The 21,190-nt window shown below is 65.5% G+C and carries 11 protein-coding genes and 1 pseudogene; 5 read left to right on the plus strand and 7 right to left on the minus strand.

Annotation, left to right across the window (positions count from 1 at the left end):
• Positions 1-16: 16 nt before the first annotated feature.
• From C8C92_RS19140 to C8C92_RS19160, 5 genes and pseudogenes are all read right to left on the minus strand, one after another.
• A pseudogene (locus C8C92_RS19140) lies at positions 17-2,685 on the minus strand (molybdopterin-dependent oxidoreductase).
• Between the two features lie 11 nt (positions 2,686-2,696).
• The gene (locus C8C92_RS19145; RefSeq protein WP_243420286.1) at positions 2,697-3,923 is read right to left on the minus strand and encodes an FAD-dependent oxidoreductase; all 1,227 of its coding nucleotides are present in this window, start codon (positions 3,921-3,923) and stop codon (positions 2,697-2,699) included.
• The gene (nirD, locus tag C8C92_RS19150) at positions 3,920-4,273 is read right to left on the minus strand and encodes a nitrite reductase small subunit NirD (protein ID WP_165829607.1); all 354 of its coding nucleotides are present in this window, start codon (positions 4,271-4,273) and stop codon (positions 3,920-3,922) included. The genes C8C92_RS19145 and nirD overlap by 4 nt, the downstream gene beginning before the upstream one ends.
• 12 nt (positions 4,274-4,285) lie before the next feature.
• Entirely contained in the window at positions 4,286-6,838 is a 2,553-nt protein-coding gene (gene nirB, locus C8C92_RS19155; RefSeq protein ID WP_165829499.1) for a nitrite reductase large subunit NirB, read from the minus strand.
• A gap of 10 nt (positions 6,839-6,848) precedes the next feature.
• Positions 6,849-8,156, minus strand: a complete 1,308-nt coding sequence (locus tag C8C92_RS19160; RefSeq protein ID WP_096236307.1) for an MFS transporter — start codon at positions 8,154-8,156, stop codon at positions 6,849-6,851.
• A gap of 336 nt (positions 8,157-8,492) precedes the next feature.
• Here C8C92_RS19160 and C8C92_RS19165 point away from each other — a divergent pair, with 336 nt between their 5' ends.
• Together C8C92_RS19165 and C8C92_RS19170 are read left to right on the plus strand one after the other, a co-directional pair.
• Positions 8,493-10,196, plus strand: a complete 1,704-nt coding sequence (locus tag C8C92_RS19165) for a CehA/McbA family metallohydrolase (protein WP_116744967.1) — start codon at positions 8,493-8,495, stop codon at positions 10,194-10,196.
• A 215-nt stretch (positions 10,197-10,411) separates the two neighbouring features.
• Entirely contained in the window at positions 10,412-12,523 is a 2,112-nt protein-coding gene (locus C8C92_RS19170; protein WP_116744968.1) for a prolyl oligopeptidase family serine peptidase, read from the plus strand.
• 205 nt (positions 12,524-12,728) lie between these two features.
• On the opposite strand, the gene C8C92_RS19175 is transcribed toward C8C92_RS19170, so the two are convergent.
• The gene (locus C8C92_RS19175; RefSeq protein WP_116744969.1) at positions 12,729-13,352 is read right to left on the minus strand and encodes a glutathione S-transferase family protein; all 624 of its coding nucleotides are present in this window, start codon (positions 13,350-13,352) and stop codon (positions 12,729-12,731) included.
• A gap of 212 nt (positions 13,353-13,564) precedes the next feature.
• Between C8C92_RS19175 and C8C92_RS19180 the strand changes: the two genes are divergently transcribed.
• Positions 13,565-16,270, plus strand: coding sequence for a M1 family metallopeptidase (locus C8C92_RS19180; protein ID WP_116744970.1), 2,706 nt, complete (start codon positions 13,565-13,567; stop codon positions 16,268-16,270).
• Between the two features lie 504 nt (positions 16,271-16,774).
• Entirely contained in the window at positions 16,775-17,545 is a 771-nt protein-coding gene (locus tag C8C92_RS19185; RefSeq protein WP_243420287.1) for a YceI family protein, read from the plus strand.
• On the opposite strand, the gene C8C92_RS19190 is transcribed toward C8C92_RS19185, so the two are convergent.
• A complete protein-coding gene (locus C8C92_RS19190) occupies positions 17,508-18,137 on the minus strand; it encodes a LysE family translocator (protein WP_116744971.1) in 630 nt (209 codons plus the stop codon). The genes C8C92_RS19185 and C8C92_RS19190 overlap by 38 nt on opposite strands.
• Positions 18,138-18,292: 155 nt before the next feature.
• On the opposite strand from C8C92_RS19190, the gene C8C92_RS19195 reads away from it, so the two are divergent.
• Positions 18,293-21,184, plus strand: coding sequence for a hybrid sensor histidine kinase/response regulator (locus tag C8C92_RS19195; protein ID WP_243420288.1), 2,892 nt, complete (start codon positions 18,293-18,295; stop codon positions 21,182-21,184).
• Positions 21,185-21,190 lie beyond the last annotated feature (6 nt).

A 21,190-nucleotide genomic window follows, 5' to 3' on the forward strand; every position in this document is an offset into this window, starting at 1 on the left:
CGGAAAGGACAGATTTTCAGGCGGCGCTGCGCGCCTCAAGCAGCAACTGTCGTATCTCTGGCACGCAGGAACCGCAATTACCGCCCGCCTTGACGCAAGCCGTCACCTGCGCCGTCGTCGTCAGCTTTTGCTCCACGATGGCGGCGCAAATGGTGTTGCGCCCGACACCAAAGCACGAGCACACGGTGGGCCCGGCGTCGACACCCTTGCCGATGGGCTGGCCCAGCAGCACGCCGGCGCGGTCCGCCGCATCCATTTGCGCGTGTGCAAACAGGCCCGCCAGCCAGCTGCGCGACGGCAGGTCGGGACGGGGCGAGACATACACGCATTGCGCGATGCGCCCTTCGTCCAGGTGCACGGCGCGGTACACGCCGGCGCTGGCGTCGGCATAATCGAGCCAGTCGGCCTTGTCATCCGTGACGCCGAGCAGCGCGCGCGCCCAGGCGCCCAGGTCTTCAATGCGCTGGCGCCCGGCCAGCTCGTAGCGCAGGAATTGCTCGCCCTGGATGCGCGTCCAGTGCACCACGCCGTCCAGGTTCAAGGGCGTGCGGCTCAACACGAAAGCATGCCAGTGCACGCGGAACTGCTCGATGCGCACGGGCGTGTGCTTGAATTCGGGCTCACCCGAGACGGGATCGACGACCGGGTTGACGACGGCGCCCACGCGCGCGTCGGAGGCATTCGCGTCGCTCCAGTGGATCGGCACGAAAACCTGGCCGCGCGCGATGCCGCCGCCGTGCACGACCCTCGCCACCATCGCGCCCCAGGCGCTGGAAATGCGCGCCAGCTCGCCTTCGCGCACGCTGTACAACAGCGCATCCTGCGGGTGGAGGTCGATGAACGCCTCGGCGACGTGAGCGGACAATTTCGCCGCCTTGCCCGTGCGCGTCATCGTATGCCACTGGTCGCGCACCCGGCCCGTGTTGAGGATCAGCGGATACTCTGCGTCGGGCGCATTGCGCGGTGCGCGCGGCGGCGTGGGCACGAAGCGCGCGCGCCCATCCGCATGGGCGAAGCGGCCATCGCCGAACAGCCGTGCCCTGCCCTGCGGCCACTGCTGCGGCGCCAGCGCGTCGTATTGCGCCGCATCCAGCTTGTCGAGGCCCGCCAGATTGAACAGGCGCGCCTGCTCGCCCACATTGCGGAAGGTGGACAGGCGCGCGTGCTCGTCGAAGATGGCCTGCGGCGAGGCGAAATCGAAGCCCGCATAGCCCATGCGCGTGGCCACCTCGCACAGCACCTGCCAGTCTGCGCGCGCCGCGCCGGGCGCCGGCAAAAACGCCCGCTGGCGCGAGATGCGGCGCTCGGAATTGGTCACCGTGCCATCCTTCTCGCCCCAGCCCAGCGCGGGCAGCAGCACGTCGGCATGCGCATTCGTATCCGACCCGGCGCTGATGTCCGACACCACCACCAGTTCGCACTTGGCCAGCGCGCGGCGCACCTGGTCGGCGTCCGGCATGCTGACCAGGGGATTGGTGGCGATGATCCACACGGCTTTGACCTTGCCCGATTCGATCGCGTGGAACAGTTCCACGGCTTTCAGGCCAGGCTTGTTCGCGATACGTGGCGAGTCCCAGAACGTCTGCACGGTGTCGCGGTGCAGGGGATTATCCAATTCCAGGTGCGCCGCCAGCATATTGGCCAGCCCCCCACTTCGCGCCCGCCCATGGCGTTCGGCTGGCCAGTGAGGGAAAACGGCCCCATGCCGGGCTGGCCGATGCGCCCCGTCGCCAGGTGGCAGTTGATGATGCTGTTGACCTTGTCCGTGCCGGAGGACGACTGGTTCACGCCCTGCGAAAACGCCGTGATGACCTTGCGCGTGGCGGAAAACGCCTGGTAAAACGCCAGCAGGGCTTGCGGGTCGACCTTGCAGATTTTCGCCACCTGCACAGGATCTGAACAGTCAACATGCGCCGCAGCCAGCGCTGCGTCGAGTCCGGAGCTGTGCTGCGTGACGAAAGCATCGTCGATCACGCCTTCCTGCGCCAGATAGCACAACAAGCCGTTGAACAGCCACACGTCGGTACCCGGCTTCACGGGCAAATGGACATCGGCCAGTTCGCAGGTGGCCGTGCGGCGCGGGTCGATCACCACCAGTTTCATCTCCGGCCGGCTTTCCTTGATGCGGGCGATGCGCTGAAACAGGATCGGATGGCACCAGGCCGTGTTCGACCCCACCAGCACCACCATGTCGGCCAGTTCCAGGTCTTCATAGCAGCCCGGCACGATATCCTCGCCGAACGCGCGCTTGTGTCCCGCCACGGCCGACGACATGCACAGGCGCGAATTGGTGTCGATATTCGCGCTGCCCACATAGCCCTTCATGAACTTGTTGGCCACATAATAATCTTCCGTCAGCAGCTGGCCCGAGACATACAGGGCCACGGCGTCGGGGCCGTGTGCATCGATGATGACACGCAAGCCGCCGGCCACTTTATCCAGCGCCACGTCCCATGAAGCCGGCTGCAACGCACCATCGACGCGCACCTGCGGCTGCAGCAAACGCTTGTCCAGATCCAGGGTGTCGCCCAGCGCCGAGCCTTTCACGCACAGGCGCCCCAGGTTGGCCGGGTGCGCGGCGTCGCCGGCGATGCGGATGGCGCCGTCGGGCAGGCGTGTCGCTTCCACGCCGCAGCCGACGCCGCAGTACGGGCAAGTGGTTTTTACGGGCGTGCAGCTTGTCATGAGATGTCCTGTCAGGCGGCCTGGCCGCACAGGGCCTGGCCAAACAATAAATGGGAACGCAGCGCGCTGATGTCGCGGCGCTGCTGGATCAGGTCGAAATACCAGGGACCGTCCTGCACCTCGCCATACAGCACGGCGCCCACCAGGCGGCTGCCCTGCACCACCAGGCGCTTGTAGACACCGCGACGCGGATCGCGCAGCACCAGGTCTTCGCTGCCTTCGCCGCCGATGATGTCGCCGGCCGAGTACAGGTCGATGCCCGTCACTTTCAATTTGGTGGCGCTGGCCTGCTGCACGTAGCGCCGGTGTCCCGCACCGGCCAGGTGCGCGCCGCACACGCGCGCCTGCTCCCAGATGGGCGCCACCAGGCCGAAGGTGGCGCGCCGGTGCTGCACGCATTCGCCCACCGCGTACACGCGCGGGTCATAGCTTTGCAGGCAGTCATCGACGACGATGGCCCGCTCGCAGTGCAGGCCGGCCGCTTGCGCCAGCGCGATGTTGGGGCGCACGCCGGCCGTCATCACCACCAGGTCGGCCGGGATCGACGTACCATCGGCAAAGCGAACTGCCTGCACCCGGTCGGTGCCGAGAATTTCCGCCGTTTGCGCGTGCATCAAAAACCGCAGGCCGCGCGCTTCCAGCGCCGTTTTCAGCAGCATCGACGCGGGCGCATCGAGCTGCTGGTTCATCAGGGCGCCGCTCATGTGCACCACGGTGACGTCCATGCCCTGGCGCTGCAAGCCGTTGGCCGCTTCCAGCCCCAGCAAGCCGCCGCCGATGACCACCGCGTGGCGGTGCGTGCGCGCCGCCTGCAGCATGGTGTCGACGTCGCTGATGTCGCGAAAACCGATCACGCCGGGCAGGTCATGCCCGGGCACCGGCACGATGAACGGCGTCGAGCCGGTGGCCAGCAGCAACCGGTCATAGGCTACCGTGATGCCGGACAGCGCCTCTACCTTTCGCGCCTGGCGGTCGATGCGCACCACGGGGTCGCCCGCGTGCAGGGTGATGCCATTTTGCGCATACCAGTGGCGCGTGTGCAGCATGATGTCGTCCACCGTCTTTTCACCGGCCAGCACGGGCGACAGCAAAATGCGGTTGTAATTACCATGCGGTTCGGCGCCGAACACGGTGATGTCGTACAGGTCGGGGGCCAGTTTCAGCAACTCCTCGACCGTGCGCATGCCGGCCATGCCGTTGCCAACCACGACTAAAGACGGCCGCGCGGCGGTGTTCACAGGGCCACCCATACCATGCCGCCGAACACGCGCGCCGGCCAGGTAGCCACCGAATGCTCGGGCGCTTCCAGGCACTCGCCGCTGGCCAGGTCAAAGTGCTGCTTGTAGATGGGCGAGGCGACGACGACGCGCTCGCCGATGCTGCCCACCAGGCCCCGCGAGAGCACGGAAGCGCCCGCGTTCGGGTCGACATTGTCGATCGCGTACACGCGCGGCGCGGCATCGCCGATGCGGAACACGGCCACGTGGCGCCCGTTCAACAATGCGCACACGCCCGTGTCGGGCACGATGTCGGTCAAGGGGCAGATAGCCACCCAGTTGTCGGCGCTGGCGCCGGACAGTTCATTCATCGCATTCATGGCTCAAGCCTCCACGGCAAGGATGGGGATCACGCTGCTGCGGCGTTCACTCGGCGTGGCGGGCCGGATCTGGCCCCGCTCTTCGACGAACACCACGTTTTCATCGTTCTTCTCGCTGTTGACGAAGTGGCGGAAACGCTGGCGCACGGCGGGGTCGGTGACGGCTGCTTTCCATTCGCAGGCATAGGTGTCGACCACGTGCTGCATGTCCGCTTCCAGCTCGTGGGCGATGCCCAGGCGGTCGGCCACGACGACGGCTTTCAGGTAATCGAGGCCCCCTTCCAGATTGTCGCGCCACACGCTGGTGCGCTGCAGGCGGTCGGCCGTGCGCACGTAAAACATCAGGAAGCGGTCGACGTAGCGCACCAGGGTCGCTTCATCGAGATCGGACGCGATCAGTTCCGCGTGGCGCGGCTTCATGCCGCCATTGCCGCACACGTACAGATTCCAGCCCTTTTCTGTGGCGATCAGGCCGATGTCCTTGCCCTGCGCCTCGGCGCATTCGCGCGTGCAGCCGGAGACGCCGAACTTGATCTTGTGCGGGGTGCGCAAGCCCTTGTAGCGGTTTTCCAGCTGGATCGCAAAGCCCACGCTGTCGGCCACGCCATAGCGGCACCAGGTGGAACCGACGCATGATTTCACCGTTCGCAAGGATTTGCCGTAGGCGTGGCCCGACTCGAAGCCGGCCGCGATCAGCTCTTCCCAGATGGCCGGCAACTGGTCGACTCTTGCGCCGAACAGGTCGACCCGCTGGCCGCCCGTGATCTTCGTATAGAGACCATATTTTTTCGCCACCATGCCCACGGCGATCAAGCCATCGGCCGTCACTTCGCCGCCCGGCATGCGCGGCACGACTGAATATGTGCCATCCTTCTGGATATTGCCGAGGAAATAATCGTTACTGTCCTGCAGGCTGGCGTGCACGGGAGACAGCACGAAATCGTTCCAGCACGAGGCCAGGATATTTGCCGCCACGGGCTTGCACACGTCGCAACCGAGACCGTGGCCATGCGCTTCCAAGAGTTCGCCGAAGCTGCGGAGCTTGCCCACGCGCACCAGGTGGTGCAATTCCTGGCGCGAGTACGCAAAGTGCTCGCACACGTGGTTGTTCACCATCAGGCCCTGCTTCTGCATTTCCGCCTTCATGATCTGCGTCACCAGCGGCACGCAGCCGCCGCAGGCCGTGCCCGCCTTGGTGCAGCTTTTGAGCGCGCCTATCGTCGTCGCGCCCTCGGCCACGGCCGCGCACAGCGCGCCTTTCGACACGTCGTTGCACGAGCAGATTTGCGCTGCATCGGGCAAGGCATCCACGCCCAGTCCCACCTTTTGCTGGCCATCGGCCTGCGGCAGGATCAGGAATTCGGGGGATGCAGGCAGCTCGATTTTATTGAGCATCATCTGCAAGAGCGTGCCGTATTCGCTGGCGTCGCCCACCATCACGCCGCCCAGCAGGTATTTGCCGCAATCGGAGACGACGATCTTCTTGTAGATCTGCTTGCGCTCATCCATGAACTGGTAGGAGCGGCTACCCGGTGCATTGCCGTGCGGGTCGCCCAGGCTGGCCACGTCCACGCCCATGAGTTTCAACTTGGTGCTCATGTCGGCACCCTTGAACGACGCTTCGCCCTCCTCTTCCAGCACATGGCGCGCCGCGATGCGCGCCATTTCATAGCCGGGCGCCACCAGGCCGAAGACCAGGCCGCCCCACAGCGCGCATTCGCCGATCGCATAAATATCGGGGTCGGAGGTGACGCAACGGTCGTCGATGGCGATGCCGCCGCGCGGCCCCACGTCCAGGCCGCAGGCGCGCGCCAGTTCGTCGCGCGGACGGATGCCGGCCGAGAAGACGATCATGTCCGCTTCCAGGTGGCTGCCATCGGCAAACTGCATGCGGTGCGTGGCCGCTTCGCCGTCGACGATGGCCAGGGTGTTCTTTTGCGTGTGCACGGTCACGCCCAGTTCCTCGATCTTGCGGCGCAGGACGCGCGCGCCACCTTCATCGACTTGCACGGCCATCAGGCGCGGCGCGAACTCCACCACGTGGGTGTCGAGCTTCAAATCACGCAAGGCTTTCGCGCATTCGAGGCCCAGCAGCCCGCCGCCGATCACCACGCCCGTGGTGGACTTGGCGCCCCAGGCCTGCATGGCTTCCAGGTCTTCGATGGTGCGGTAGACAAAGCAGCCATCGCGCTCCTTGCCCGGCAGCGGCGGCACGAACGGCGTGGAACCCGTGGCGAACACCAGCTTGTCGTAGGCCAGCACTTCGCCCGTGCTGGCAGTGACGGTTTTCGCCACGCGGTCGATGGACACGGCCCGCGCATTGAGTTTCAGGACGACGTTGCCCTTGTCGAAGAAGCCGGGCGCCACCAGCGACAGATCCTCGGCCGATTTGCCGTTGAAAAATTCGGACAGGTGCACGCGGTCGTAGGCGGGACGCGGTTCTTCGCACAAGACCGTGACGCACAAGTGCGGCGCGTTTTCCAGGGCCAGGCGTTCGAGGAATTTGTGCCCGACCATGCCATGGCCGAGGACGACGATCTTCACGGGATGGTTCATTCTGCTCTCCTCAGGCCGCGGCCATATTCGGTTCGGCCGCCAGCCCCGTAAAACGGGCGGCGATGGCGCACAGGGCCGAGATCACCACCAGCGCGCTCAAGATGATCAGGGTCTGGCGGATGTCGCCCGTACCCTTCATCAGGAAACCGGCCGCCACGGCGCCCACGTTGCCGCCCGCGCCGATGATGCCGGCCACGCCGCCGAGCGCCTTGCTGTCGATGAAGGGCACCAGCGCGTAGGTGGCGCCGCACGCCATGTGGGTGAACAGGCCGAAGACCAGCATGGCGATGACGGCGTACGTGACGCTGTCGACCTTGGCAAACCACAGCAAGCCCACGCCTTCGCCGATCATCAGCATGAACAGCAGGGTCACGCGGCTGTTCAGATTGCCGCGCAAGGCCAGTTTGTCGGACATCCAGCCACCCAGGGCGCGGGCAAACAGGGCCAGCAAGCCGAAGCTGCCGGCTGCCAGGCCGGCGGATTTCAAAGACAGGCCGAAATGGTCGACGTAATACACGGCGGCGATGTTGTGGATGAAAATCTCGATGCCGAAGCAGGCGCCATAGGTGACGAACAGCAGCCAGACGCGGTAGTTGGAACTGGCTGCCTTGAAGCTGGCCCAGCCACCGCTTTTGCCACCACCTTTGCCGCCTTCGATGGCGGTGCCAGCGGCGCGCAAGTCCGAGTAATTGCCTTCAGGGCAATCCTGCGTATAGCGCCAGTACAACACGGCCATCACCAGCATCAGCACGCCCGGCACCAGCAGGGCGATGCGCCAGCCCAGCGATTCGGACACGCCCAGCATCAGCACGGCACCGAGCAGCAAGGGCATCAGCGCCTGCGCCGCCCCGCCGCCCGCATTGCCCCAGCCGGCGGCGGCCGCATTCGCCGTGCCCACCACGCGGGGCGCGAACATCACGGAGGTGTGATATTGCGTGATGACAAAGCTGGCGCCGACGGCGCCGATGCCCAGGCGAAAGAACAGAAAGCTTTCATAGCTTTGCGAGGCGGCTACGCCCAGTACGGGAATGGCGCCCAGCAGCAGCAAGCCCGTGTACGTCTTGCGCGGGCCGTAGCGGTCGCACAAGGGTCCGACGATCAGGCGCACGAGGATGGTGATGGCGACGGCCGCGATATTGATATTCGCCACTTGCGCCAGGGAAAGGCCGAACTCGCCCTTGATGACCGGCATCAGCGGTGCACAGGCGAACCAGGCGAAGAAACACACGAAAAATGCCATCCACGTCAGGTGGAATGCCCGCATGGGCGGCGTGGCGAGGGAGAAGAGCGCGATGCGCGTTGCTTTTTGGCTGGCCATGATAGGTTCCCGAAGTATCCCGAAAATAACAAAAATGCAAACAAAAACGGCGCCCGCCCCCGCCGATGAAAAAAAATCAGCCAGAGCGGACGCCGTTGTCCAGGTGGTCCGTCGTTGGACCGTTGTGCGTTTATTCAGGGGATCGCCGTTGATCCGTATCTCTTGTGTAGCAAGCGCCGTGCCAGCTTCCCTGAGGGCACGCAGCGCCATTTGCGCTGGCTTTGCGCCAGATCATGGCCAATCACGGTGCAAGCACGCCACTTGCTGGTGCATGCGGGAACCAGCAAGTGGCAACTTTTGTCTAAATACCATTCGAAGTAGTCGCAGGAGGCCACGATGGTCAAGATACTGCGCCGCTGGCGGCCACCGTGGCTGGCTTGCGCGTGCGCCGGCGTGCTGCTCATTACGTGGAGCAACACCGCCGCAGCGCAAGAACCGAAGGAACACAGCGAACTCGATGCCACCGTCGTTGCGCCCTTCCGCGCCGCAGCCGCTGCGCGGACAACGCAGGCGCGTACCTCGCAGTCACGTACATTTATCGTGCGCCTCACTTACCCGGACGCAGGCCGCACGCACGCCGTGCACTGGACACTGACCTTGTCCGGCCCCGGCCCGCAAGGGGCCGTGCTGCGGCGTTGGTCAGGCACACAACAGGTGGGTGCCGGTGGCAAGAGCGTGAACTTGCTCTGGGATGGCCGCGTCGACGCCGGTGCGCGCGAGCGGCGCATGCTGGCGCCCGATGGCTTGTACCAGTTGCGCCTGCTGGCCGTAGCCGATGCGGGCACGCCGCAAGAAGCGCAAGTGGAGCAGCAATGGCACATCCAGGTGCAGCGGGGCGCCAGCACGGGGCCCAGGGTGCCCGCCTTCCAGGCCGGCCTGCAACACCTGTCCAGCCTGGATGGGCAGCCCGGCTACCGCATCGTCTACGCCAACCTGCACAGCCAGACGCGCCACAGCGATGGCGGCGCGGCGCTCGACGCTTGCCGTGGCGCGCAGGAGCCGCAAACGGCGCCGTTCGGCCCCATCGATGCGTACAAGTATGCGCAAGATCACGGCCTGGACGCCTTGCTGACATCCGAGCACAACCATATGTATGACGGCTCGGACGGCACCAACGCCGCCGCCGTGCCGGCAGAAGCCAAGGCCCTGTACCAGACGGGGCTGGCCGAAGCGGCCGCCTACACGGCTGCCCACCCGGGCTTCCTGGCACTGTACGGCATGGAATGGGGCGTCATCAACAAGGGCGGCCACCTGAACATTGTCAATAGCGAGCAGTTGCTGGGCTGGGAAAGAAATGCCGGCGGCGAACTGCTGGCCGACCTGGAAACGCCGAAGGGTGATTATGCGGGCCTGTACGCGCTGATGCGCGAACGGGGCTGGCTGGGCCAGTTCAACCACCCGGCGCAAACGGGCCAGTTTCTCGTCAACGGCCAGCCACTGGGCTACACACAAGATGGCGACGCGGCCATGGTGCTGTGCGAAGTGATGAACACGTCCGCCTTTTCCACCAACGACCAGGAAACGGAGACGCGGCGCAGCAACTACGAAGCGGCTTGCAACCGGGCCCTGGCCGCTGGCTACCACGTGGCCTTCAGCAGCAACCAGGACAACCACTGCGCCAACTGGGGCGCGTCGTACGGCAACCGCACGGCCGTGCTGGTGGCCAGCCCGGCTGCCGGCATGCCCGTTTCCCGCGACAGCTTCCTCGACGCGCTGCGCGCGCGCCGCGTGTTTGCCACCATGGACAAGCACGCGCAGCTGCTGTTCACAGCGAATGGCAGGCTGATGGGCGAGCGTTTCGACAACCACGGCCCCTTGCACCTGGCCACCCATTTCAGCAACAGCGCTGGCCGGCAAGCGGCGGCCATCGTCATCTTGCACGGTGTGCCGGGCGGCAACGGCTCAGTCACCGCCATATCGGACCAGGCCGAGACCACCCTCACACCCGCGCCCGGCCCCCACTTCTATTACGCGCGCCTGACGCAAGATGACGGCAATATCGTCTGGTCGGCGCCCGTGTGGGTCAATCAGTTGCCGTGAACGCCGCGGATCAGCGTATGGCAACGGCACGGACTGGTACTCCAGGTGCCGCAGCTTCTACGGCCCAGCTCTTTTCCAGCAAACAATATTTGAAAAGTAACTATTTTTTTTAAGTAGCCGTCCATAGACACTGGTTCCCCACAGCAATCCATGGCACCATGGCTGCGCCGTTTTGCCTGCAACGCGGCCTCCATCGGACCAACCAGGAACCCTACATGTCGTCATATCGCAATCTCGCCGGCAGCGTGCTGCTCGGCCTGGCCGCAGCGGGCATCGCCCATGCACAAGCACCCACGCCCGCCGCTGCCACTGCTCCGGCCGATCCCCACCTGTGGCTGGAAGACGTCCTCGGCGACAAGCCGCTGGCCTGGGTCAAACAACACAATGCCGTCACCACCAAAGAGCTGGAAGCCCGGCCCGGCTTCTCCGCCCTGCAGGCGCGCCTGAAAACCATCCTCAACTCGAAGGAACGCATTCCCTACGTCAGCAAGGAAGGCGAGTATTACTACAATTTCTGGCGCGACGCCCAGCATGTGCGCGGCATCTGGCGCCGCACCACGCTGGCGCAGTACCAGCTGGCCGAGCCGGCCTGGGAAACCGTGATCGACCTCGACCAGCTGGCCGCCGGCGAGCATGAAAACTGGGTCTGGGGCGGCGCGTCCTGCCTGTATCCAAAGGGCGAACGCTGCCTCATTTCCCTGTCGCGCGGCGGCGGCGACGCCAAGGTGGTGCGTGAATATGACGTGGCCAAACGCGCCTTTGTCGACGGCGGTTTTACCCTGCCCGAAGCGAAGGGCAGCGCCAGCTGGATCGACCAGGACACCCTGTTCGTCTCCACCGATTTCGGCCCCGGCACGATGACCAGCTCCGGCTACCCGCGCATCATCAAAGAGTGGCAGCGCGGCACGCCGCTGGCGCAGGCACACACGCTGTATGAAGCCAAGGCCGACGACCTGAGCGCCGGCGCCTACAAGGACTTCACGCCCGGCTACGAACACCAGTTCATCGAACGGCAAATCGATTTCTACAGCGGCGAAATGTTCCTGCGCGACGGCGCCGAGTTGAAGAAAGTGCCGAAGCCGGACGACGCGACGGCCTTCACCGTGCGCGACCAATTGATCATCACCCTGCGTTCGGACTGGAAAGTGAACGGCAAGACCTACCTGCAAGGCTCATTGCTGGCGACCGACTTCAAGGCCTTCATGCAGGGCAAGCAGGAGCTGGAAGTGCTGTACGCGCCCACGGCCACGTCGTCGCTGGACAATGTCACACCGACCAGGTCAGCCATCCTCGTGACGACTCTGGACAAGGTCAAGAACCGCCTGACGGAACTGCGCCACGTGAACGGCAAGTGGCAGCGCCGCGCCGTCGACGCGCCGAAGCTGGGCACCCTGGCCGTCAGCGCGCTCGATCCCGTCGACTCGGACCAGTACTTCCTGACGGTGACGGACTTCCTCAACCCGACCACCCTGTACCTGGCCACGGCGCAAAGCGACAAGCGCACGAAAATCAAATCGCTGCCCGCCTACTACGACGCGGCGCCGTACAAGGTGGAGCAGTTCGAATCGACGTCGAAGGATGGCACCAGGGTGCCGTATTTCGCCATCATGAACAAGAAGACGAAGTTCGATGGCCGCAACCCTACCGTGCTGTATGGCTACGGCGGCTTCGAAGTGTCGCTCAAACCTAGCTACAGCGGCACCACCGGGGTGGCGTGGCTGGAAAAGGGCGGCGTGTATGTGCTGGCCAATATCCGCGGCGGCGGCGAATTCGGCCCCCGCTGGCACCAGGCGGCATTGAAGGAAAACCGCCAGCGCGCATATGACGACTTCATCTCCGTTGCGCAAGACCTGATCAAGCGCAAGGTCACCAGTCCGCGCCACCTGGGCATCATGGGCGGCAGCAATGGCGGCCTGCTGACGGGCGCCGTGCTGGTGCAGCGTCCCGACCTGTTCAACGCCGTCGTCAGCCAGGTGCCGCTGCTCGACATGCGCCGCTATAACAAGCTGCTGGCGGGCGCCTCGTGGATGGGAGAGTACGGCGACCCGGACGTGGCGGAACAATGGGCTTACATCAGCAAGTACTCGCCGTACCAGAACGTCTTCAAGGACAAAAAGTATCCGCGCGTGCTGTTGACCACCTCGACGCGCGACGACCGGGTCCACCCTGGCCATGCGCGCAAGATGGTGGCGAAGATGGAAGAGCAAGGCCACGACGTGCTGTACTGGGAAAACACGGAAGGCGGCCATGCGGGCGCCGCCAACAACGACCAGCAGGCGCTGATGTGGGCGCTGACCTACACCTTCCTGCACGAGCAGCTGAAGTAATGTGGTGGTGTCGGATTACGCGCTCACGCGCTAATCCGACCTACCGGGCTGTAGGTCGGCGTAGGTCGGCTTAGCCCAACGGGCGTAAGCCGACAACATTGTTGGCCCGCCCGCGATGATGTCGGATTACGCGTTCCGCTAATCCGACCTACCGGGCGAAAGCGGCCGCCGCAGACCGGAGGTCGACGCGGGCCGCAGACATTGCTTACTTCACCTGCGCGCTGGGGCGTTCGGCGATGCGGTCGCGGTAGGCTTGCAGGTTCTGTAACCCTTCCGCACCGGGCCGGTACTTCATCAGGCCGCGCGCGAATTCCAGCGCGCAGAAGGCCGTGATGTCGGCAATCGTAAAGCGCTCGCCGGCGATATACGGCTGGCCGGCCAGCACCTGGTCCAGCCATTGCGCCGTTTCGCGCAGCTTGCCCGCCTGCGCCGTGGCGAAATCGGGAAACTGCGGGTTTTCCAACGCCACCAGGGCCGGATGGCCGTGGCGCACCCAGTTGGCGGCGGCGCTGAACAAATGCAGTTCCACGCGGCGGTCGGCCATTTCAATGAAGGCGCGCTCCTCGAAACCCTCGCCCATCAGGTTCGGCTGCGGCTGCAAGCCTTCCAGGTAGGTGCAGATGGCACGCGTCTCGGTCAGCACGCGCCCGTCCGCCAGTTCCAGCACGGGCACGCGGCCCAGCGGGTTTTTCGCCAGGAAGGCGGGGTCGCGCTGCTGGCCCGCCATCAGGTCGAGCGCCACTTCCTCGATGCCGGTGATGCCCTTCTCGGCGATGAACATCGTAACGCGGCGCGGATTGGGCGTGCGGGGGCTGATAGTCAGTTTCATGTGCGTGGGTCTCGTCTCGTTATGGTGGTTCACAATCATACCAGCGCACGGCAGCCACGCGACGGCCCTGGCGCGTTGACTTTGCCCCCGTTTCCACTTAGATTGCTGTACGGGAACGCTGGCTTTCAGTTCCAGCGATGTCCCCCAACCGCCATCAACGCTCGCAGCCTATCCGGCTGGCGGGCGTTTTACTCATGAACGAAGGGCATACCATGCATCGCACACCGACTCCGCGTTTCCGCCGCAGCCAACTGGCCGCCGCCGTCCTGGCACTGGCTTCCATCACCGCAGCCCATGCGAGCCACGCCGCTCCCGCCGCCAGATACGCCTCGGCCAGCCATGCCGCCACGACCACCACGCAGCTGCCGCGCGGCGTCACGCCTTTGCACTATATTGTGTCGATCACGCCGGACGCCGCCGCCGCCACCTTCAAGGGCGAAGCCGCCATCAAGGTGGCCGTCGACACGCCAACGGCCAGCATCACCTTCAATGCCCTGAACCTGGCGTTTGCCGCCGCCGCCATCGAAGGCGCAGGCGGCAGCAAGCAGGTGACGCGCAAGATCGAGTTCGATGCAGACAAGCAGACGGCCACCGTGCATTTTGCCGAGCCGCTTGCCAAGGGCGAGTACCTGTTGCGCATCGACTACACCGGCAAGATCGGCACGCAGGCCACGGGCCTGTTCTCGCTCGACTATGACACGCCGCAAGGGCGCCAGCGCGCGCTCTACACGCAGTTCGAGAATTCCGATGCGCGCAGCATGCTGCCGTCGTGGGATGAACCGGACTACAAGGCCACCTTCGATCTCAGTGTGGTCGTGCCGAGCAGCCAGATGGCCGTCAGCAACATGCCGATTGCCCGCAGCGAGGAGATGGGCTATGGCATGAAGCACGTGTACTTCGCCACCACGCCACGCATGTCGACGTATCTGCTGTTCTTCGGCCTAGGCGACTTCGAGCGCGCCACGGCCATGAGCGACGGTACGGAAATAGGCGTCATCACCAAGAAGGGCGCGCTGGCGCAAAGCCGCTTCGCGCTCGACGAGTCAGCCGCCCTGCTGCGCGAATACAACGATTACTTCGGCGTCCGCTACCCGCTGCCCAAGCTCGACAACATCGCCGCGCCGGGCCGCAGCCAGTTCTTCGGCGCCATGGAAAACTGGGGCGCCGTCTTCACCTTCGAATACGGCCTGCTGCTCGACCCGGCCATCTCGACCCAGTCGGACAAGGAAAACATCTACACCACGCTGTCGCATGAAATGGCGCACCAGTGGTTCGGCGACCTGGTCACCATGCGCTGGTGGGACGACCTGTGGCTCAACGAAGGTTTTGCGTCGTGGATGGAAAGCCGCACCACGGAGCGTCTGCACCCGGAGTGGAACACGGCCCTGTCCAACGTGGGCGGGCGCGAATCGGCGATGAGCCAGGACGCGCTGCGCACCACGCATCCCGTGGTGCAGCGCATCGCCACCGTGGAGCAAGCCAGCCAGGCCTTCGACGGCATCACCTACCAGAAGGGCGAAGCGGTGATCCGCATGCTCGAAGCGTACGTGGGGGCCGACACCTGGCGCACGGCCGTGCGCAGCTACATGCGCAAGCATGCATATGGCAATACGGTGTCGGACGACCTGTGGCGCGAAGTCGATGCGGCCGCCGGCAAGCCTGTCAGCGCCATCGCCCATGATTTCACCCTGCAGCCGGGCGTGCCGATGATCACGGTAGGCGACGCCGTATGCAGGAAGGGCAGCACGCGCGTGACCCTGACGCAGACGGAATTTTCCAAGGACCAGCCAGAGAAGAAAGCGCTGTCGTGGAAAGTGCCGGTGATCGCTTCGACGGTCGGCAACGGCAAGCTGGCCCGCGTGCTGGTCAAGAATGGCAAGGCCACCCTGAACGTGCCCGGTTGCGGCGCCCTGCTGGTGAACGCGGGCCAGAGCGGCTACTACCGCACCGTGTACGCACCGGCCAACACGCGCGCGCTGGCGGGCAGCTTTGCACGCCTGGCGCCGATCGATCAACTGGGCTTGCTGGCGGACAGCCAGTCGCTGGGCCTGGCCGGTGCGCAAAACCTGGCTGATTTCCTGGAACTGGTGAAGGCCACGCCGCTGTCGGCCGACCCGCAGGTGCTGGGCAAGGTGGCCGGCGCCCTGGGCGGCCTGTACGAACAGTATGCCGGTGATAGCACGGAGAGCAAAGCGCGCCAGCAAGCCTTCGGCCGCTTCGCCATGGCGCGCCTGGCGCCGATGATGGCGCAGACGGGCTGGGAAGCGCGCGCGGGCGAAGCGTCGAGCGTGGCGACCCTGCGCGCACGCCTGATTGCCATCCTCGGCGACATGGGTGAACCGGGCGTGATCGCCGAGGCGCGCCGCCGCTACGCGGCCAGCGAACAGGACCCCTCCGCCATGCCAGCGCCGCTGCGCCGCACCATCCTGGGCGTGGTGGCGCAGCATGCGGACGCCGCGACCTGGGAGCAGCTGCACGCCAGGGCGCAGCAGGAAAAGACGCCGCTCATCAAGAACCAGCTGTACGACCTGCTGGCGTCGAGCGACGACACGGCCCTGGCGCAGCGCGCGCTGGCGCTGGCGCTGACGGATGAACCGGGCGTGACCAACAGCCCCGCCATGATCTCGCGCGTGGCGCGCACGCATCCGGAACTGGCCTTCGACTTCGCGCTGGCGCACCTGGAGCAAGTCAATGCGCGCATCGACGCCAGTTCGCGCAGCCGCTACTTCCCGCGCCTGGCCGCCGGTTCGGCGCAGCCAGAAATGATCGCCAAGCTGGAAGCGTATGCGCAGGCCAACCTGCCGGCCGGCGCGCGTGGCGACGCCGACAGTTCCGTGGCCGGCATCAAGTACCGCATCAAGGTGCGCGCCGAGCGCCTGCCGGCGGTCGATGCGTGGCTGGCCAAGCAAACGGGCTAAGTAAAATTCCCGGCGCCGCGGCGCCGGGAGGCGATGAACACCGATGAAAACGCAGGCAAAAAAAACCGGCTTCGCAGATTGCGGTAGCCGGTTGAAACGCTGTTTCAGAGCGCAGGGATAAACTGGGAAAAACAGGAAAGCGGAAATCGTGCCGGTCATTGAGGTGTCCGGCAACCCTGCGCCCGGGGTTTCCGTGCGCCATGACTCCACTATGCCAGCCCTTCGTTGAGACAGGCTTAGGACTTCATTAAATCCCCGCACCATCCCTGCATTTCCCCTGCCCCGCCCTGCAATAATTACCACAAAAGCAAGTTTCACGTGTCTGGTGCCGATGCTTGAGCTCACCGGCTAAGCTGTTGAGTCATGCCTGCATCCTATCGCTCCCGGAACGTAGTGATGTGCGCAACGCATGCTATGTGCCAACAAAAGCATCATAGCAGCGCCATGTGACCGCCTTATGACGTAGCGCTAACATTACGCGCGCCACCGCGCCGATCGCGTACTATGCTCCTGTTGCCCCTGCCCTCTTCTCTGCCCATGCCCAGCCAGAACCTTCGCACCATTTTCCTGCTTGCCTGCGCCGTGCTGGCGGCCTGCACGCCCTTGCCGCCCGCTCCTGCCCAGGCACCTGCGCCGGCCGCCCCTGCCGCCATATCCGCCACAACTGCGCCCGCGTGGCAACAGCCGGGCATGCGCGTGCTGCATATCGTCGCGCAGGAATCCCTGCTGACGATCACCGTGCGGCGCGGCGGCGCGCTGGCCCGCCTGGGACATGACCACGTGATCGCCAGCCGTACCTTGCAGGGCGTGGTGACGCCCGCGCAGGGACGCGCGCAATTCCAGTTCCGGCTCGACGAGATGAGTGTGGATGAAGAGGGCTTGCGCCAGGCGGCCGGCCTGACGACGACGCCGTCGGCCGACGCCATCGCCGGCACGCGCCACAATATGCTGGTGCGCGTGCTGGATGCCGAGCGTTATCCGTGGGTCAGCATCGCGGCCCGTCGCACGGGCGACAAAGAGGTGTTTGAGGCCGACATCACGCTGCATGGCGTGACGCGCACCGTGCAGCTGCCGGTGCGCGTCGAGCAAGCGGCCGATGGGCGAGGCCTGCAGGCCAGCGGTAGCCTGCTGCTGAAACAGAGCGACTTCGGCATCGTGCCGTTCGCCATCCTGGGCGGCGCCATGGCCGTGCAAGACCAGATGGAACTGGCGTTCCGCATTACCGCCCGGCAAGACGTCAGCGCGCCAGGATCAGGCGCAAACCCAGGCCGATGAAGATGGTACCGGCCACCCGGTCCAGCCACAGGCCGGCGCGCGGGCGGCGGTTGAGCCACAGGCCGACGGCGCCGGAAAAATAGCCGAGCAGGCTGAACAGCACGCAAGCCTGCGCCGTGAAGACCAGGCCCAGCTGCGCCGTCTGCCAGCTGGCATTGCCCTGGCCCGCGACGATAAACTGCGGCAAGAACGACAGAAAAAACAGCACGACTTTCGGATTGATACTGTTGGCAAACAGTCCTTTGCCGAACAGGCGCAGCAAGGACTCGTCAGGCAAAGCGCCCGCGCCATCGACTCTGGCGCCGCCACGGCTGCGCAAGGCGCCGATGCCCAGCCACACCAGGTACAGTCCGCCAGCCACTTTCAGCGCCATAAATGCCGTGGGCGAGGCGGCCAGCAGGGCCGACACGCCGATGGTCGCCAGCACCGTGTGCGTGAGGCAGCCAAGGGCGCAGCCCAGGCCGAATGCCATGCCCTGGCGGCGCCCGCGCGACATGCCCACACCGAGCACCATCAGGTTGTCGGGGCCGGGACTGGCGGTGATCAAAACGGCGGCGGCCAGGAAGGCCAGGAACTGGTCGGGACTGAGCATGAATATCTCGCGGGCAAAGGCGCCATGATACCGGAGCGCGCGCCATGCCGGCAGGACATGAAATTGTCCTTATGCCACCGAGAGTCGATTAAAATGAGCCATCCACAGCAAACGGCGTTGCCACCAATCCCGCGCGACCACCACCACACTCATCGATGCCAGCCCACCCGCCCCCGTCCCGCCACCGCGCTTCCAGCTCCCGCGTCTGCGCCTGGCTATGCGGCTGGCCGCTCCTGTTCGGCCTGCTGTTCGGTCTGCTGGGCTTGGCGGGCGCGGCGCAGGCAGCCCCTTTGTCACTGAGCAAGCAAGGCATTGCGCACCTGGGCAGTGGAGGAAAACTATTTTTCGCCGGAAATGACACTGCGCCTGCCGATGCGGCCGCCCTGCCCGCCTGGCTGGCGCGCCAGCGCCCGGCCGAACGGGTCGACCTGTTCGGCGGCGCCTACTGGCTGCATGCGCAGGTGCGCAACGACAGCAGCGTCGCGGCCTGGGTCATCGACCCGAACGACACCCTGATCGACCTGGTCGACCTGCACGTGTATGGCCCCGCACCGCACGCGGCGCCGCACACCTTGCTAACGGGCTACCAGCGCCCGCACGAGTATTTGTTGCACTACGGCAGTAACGTACAGCTGGCGCCGGGCGCCACGTATGACATCCTGATCCGCTTTTCCAGCCCCTACTATGCGCGCGCACCCCAGTTCGGCGTGAGGACGCAGCAGGACTACCGCAAGCTGGTGGCCAAGGAAAACTTCCTGATGGTGGCGTCCATCGGCGCCCTGCTGGCGCTGGGCCTGTTCAATTTCTTCATCTTTTCCATCACCCTGGACAAAGCCTCGGCGTATTACGCGCTGTACGTGCTGACATATGGCCTGGCCTGGGCCATGACTTTCCACGTCTTTGCCGACCTGTTCGACTGGCACCATCTGCAGCTGCATTACGTGCCGTTCTTCCTGCTGCCCGTCTTCAGCACCCTGTTTTACATGCATTTCCTGCGCCTGCGCGACTACTCGCCCCTGCTTTACCACCTCAGCAAGGTCAACCTGGTGCTGCCCCTGCTGCTCTTGCCCAGCTGCTTCGTCGCCCTGGCGTATGCGCACACCCTGGCCACCATTGCCATCAGCATCTGGATGCTGCTGGCGCTGATCTGCGGCATCGTCGTCTGGTGCCGCGGCTACCAGCCGGCGCGCTTCTTCGTGCTGGCCTTCGTCGCCCTGATGCTGCCCGGCTTCCTGATCCTGCCGGCCAACCTGGGGCTGATGCCGGCCATGGTGGCCAACGCCCAGCTGGTGACCCTGCTCGGCGGCACGCTCGACGGCTTGCTGCTGGCGTTTGCCCTGGCCGACCAGATCCGCCTGCTGCGCAACAACCTGGAACAGCGCGTGCAGGAGCGTACCCTGGCCCTGACCCTCAGCAACGACGCCCTGCTGAAGGCCAAGGAGCACGCGGAAGTGGTCAGCCGCCACCGCATCGATTTTCTGTCCGCCATGAGCCACGACATCCGCACGCCGCTGGCCGGCGTGATCGGCATGCTGAAGTTCGCCCTGCGCGACCAGTCCGTCAAGGGCCGCACGCAGGAATACCTGCGCATCGGCCTGCACAATGGCGTGTCGCTGCTGACCATTCTCAACGACATCCTCGATTTCTCGAAGATCGACGCGGGCAAGCTGACCCTGGAAACCGTGGACTTCGACCTGCTGGCGCTGATCGGCGACGCGGCCGGCATCGTGCAGGGCCAGGCCGACGCCAAGAGCTTGCTGCTGCGCCGCGAACTGGCGCTGGACCTGCCCCGCTACGTGCGCGCCGATCCCACGCGCCTGCGGCAAATCCTCATCAACCTGCTGGGAAATGCGTTGAAATTCACGGCCAATGGCGAAGTGCTGCTGGAAGTACGGCGCGCCCGCACCCCGCCGCGCCGCGATGGCCGCAGCGAGATCGACTTCATCATCAGCGACACGGGCCCCGGCATCGACGCGGACACCTTGCCGCGTTTGTTCCAGAAATTCGAGCAAGCCGACCACTCCACCACGCGCCGCTATGGCGGCACGGGACTGGGCCTGGCCATCTGCAAGGAACTGGTCGAACTGATGCAGGGCAGCATCGGCGTGGAAAGCCGGGTCGGCATCGGTTCGCGCTTCCATTTCACCTTGCCGCTGCATGATGGCAGCGCGCCGGCGGCCGACGCGCGCCGCCCCACGCACCAGGCGCGCCATGCCTGCCGCCTGCGCATCCTGTGCGCCGAAGACGTGCGCACCAACCAGATCATCATCGGCACCCTGCTCGAAAGCATGGGCCATGAGGTGACCATCGTGGAAAACGGCGAACAGGCGCTGCGCGCGCTGGGCACGGGCGCCTACGACTGCGTGCTGATGGATGGCCGCATGCCGCTGATGGATGGAGAACAGGCCGCGCGCCTGATCCGCGACGGCGGCAACGCGCAATTCCCCATTCCCGACGCGCACATCCCCATCCTCGCGCTGACGGCCAACGCCAGCGAACATGACCGGCAACGCTACCTGGCCTGCGGCATGGACGATTTCCTCAGCAAGCCCGTCGACGAAGCGCTGCTGTTCCAGAAAATCGACGCCATCATCGACCTGCTGCTGGCGCGCGGCCACGCCCTGCCGCCGGCCATGCCCACCGGGAACGACACGCTGGCGCGCCAGTTCGGCCTGGACGACGCCGCCGACGAGTCACCCGCGCCGGCCGATCCCATGACGGCGCCCGTGCACATTGTGCCGCTGGCAGGCCTGTCGCCGCAGCACTTGCAGCGCATCGCGCAAGCGTTCCTGACGGAGGCGCCGCGGCGCCTGGACCTGGCCTGCCACGCCGTGCGCGATGGCAACGCCAGCGCAGCCGCTGCCGCCTTCCACGCCTTGAAAGGCAGCGCCGGCTACCTGAGCCGCCCCACCCTGCACGGCCTGTGCCACCAGATGGAAACCCTGGCCTCGAACGGCCAGCTCGATAACGTGGGGCCATTGCTGCCACAGCTGCAGGCGGCGCTGGACGTGGCGCGGCGCGACCTGGAAGCTCAGCCGGGAGCTTGAGGCGCC

The organism is Janthinobacterium sp. 78 (genome assembly GCF_003096775.1).
In the GTDB taxonomy this organism is placed as follows: Bacteria; Pseudomonadota; Gammaproteobacteria; order Burkholderiales; family Burkholderiaceae_D; genus Janthinobacterium; species Janthinobacterium tructae.

Bases quoted from the DNA above. Each gene is read 5' to 3' on its own strand.
- C8C92_RS19195 (WP_243420288.1), top strand. From the start codon at position 18,293: ATGCCAGCCCACCCGCCCCCGTCCCGCCACCGCGCTTCCAGCTCCCGC.
- C8C92_RS19190 (WP_116744971.1), bottom strand. From the start codon at position 18,137: ATGCTCAGTCCCGACCAGTTCCTGGCCTTCCTGGCCGCCGCCGTTTTG.
- C8C92_RS19180 (WP_116744970.1), top strand. From the start codon at position 13,565: ATGCATCGCACACCGACTCCGCGTTTCCGCCGCAGCCAACTGGCCGCC.
- C8C92_RS19160 (WP_096236307.1), bottom strand. From the start codon at position 8,156: ATGGCCAGCCAAAAAGCAACGCGCATCGCGCTCTTCTCCCTCGCCACG.
- C8C92_RS19170 (WP_116744968.1), top strand. From the start codon at position 10,412: ATGTCGTCATATCGCAATCTCGCCGGCAGCGTGCTGCTCGGCCTGGCC.
- nirD (WP_165829607.1), bottom strand. From the start codon at position 4,273: ATGAATGAACTGTCCGGCGCCAGCGCCGACAACTGGGTGGCTATCTGC.
- C8C92_RS19175 (WP_116744969.1), bottom strand. From the start codon at position 13,352: ATGAAACTGACTATCAGCCCCCGCACGCCCAATCCGCGCCGCGTTACG.
- nirB (WP_165829499.1), bottom strand. From the start codon at position 6,838: ATGAACCATCCCGTGAAGATCGTCGTCCTCGGCCATGGCATGGTCGGG.
- C8C92_RS19185 (WP_243420287.1), top strand. From the start codon at position 16,775: ATGCTCCTGTTGCCCCTGCCCTCTTCTCTGCCCATGCCCAGCCAGAAC.
- C8C92_RS19165 (WP_116744967.1), top strand. From the start codon at position 8,493: ATGGTCAAGATACTGCGCCGCTGGCGGCCACCGTGGCTGGCTTGCGCG.